The sequence below is a fragment of the Streptomyces albidochromogenes genome (genome assembly GCF_005981925.1).
In the GTDB taxonomy this organism is placed as follows: domain Bacteria; phylum Actinomycetota; class Actinomycetes; order Streptomycetales; family Streptomycetaceae; genus Streptomyces; species Streptomyces albidochromogenes.
In genome coordinates this window covers 1-419 of record NZ_VBVX01000772.1, presented here as the reverse complement: position 1 = coordinate 419, position 419 = coordinate 1, and the positions used below count along the sequence as shown (strand labels likewise).

Here is a 419-nt window from a genome sequence, read left to right as displayed (position 1 = left end):
GGCGGCGGGCCACCCGGCGGCGTCCCCGGCGGCGAGACCGAGGAGCAGGCCCTCGATCCGGCGCGGCCCGGCGGGCTCGTCCGGGTGGGCCGGAGGCGTCGCGACCGCGACCGCCACCGCTGCCAGGGTGCCGATGCCGGCGGGCGCGTGTGCGGGCGCCGGGCTCCGGGTGGCCGGGCCGGGGCCCGCGTCGGGCGTCACGGGGCGGTCCGCAGAGCGTCGGCGCCGGGGAACGGCGGGGGCGCGCCGTCAGGAGGTTCGCCGTCCGGGGGCTCGCCGTCCGGGGGTTCGTCGTCCGGGGTCAGGAGGTCCGCCACGTCCAGGACGTGGTGGCCGCGCATGGACGGCAGGCAGCTGCCCCGCGCCGGGGCGATCACCGAAGCCCAGGCCGGCGGGATCGCCCCCGCCCCGCACAGCGC

Annotated in this window: 2 pseudogenes; both read right to left on the bottom strand. The window is 82.3% G+C overall.

Features of this window, described 5'->3' with window-relative positions:
- A pseudogene (locus tag E2E34_RS35130) lies at positions 1-201 on the bottom strand (ADP-ribosylglycohydrolase family protein); the annotation flags it as partial.
- Positions 198-419 (bottom strand): annotated as a pseudogene (locus E2E34_RS36930) (ADP-ribosylglycohydrolase family protein); the annotation flags it as partial. The pseudogenes E2E34_RS36930 and E2E34_RS35130, both read right to left, overlap by 4 nt.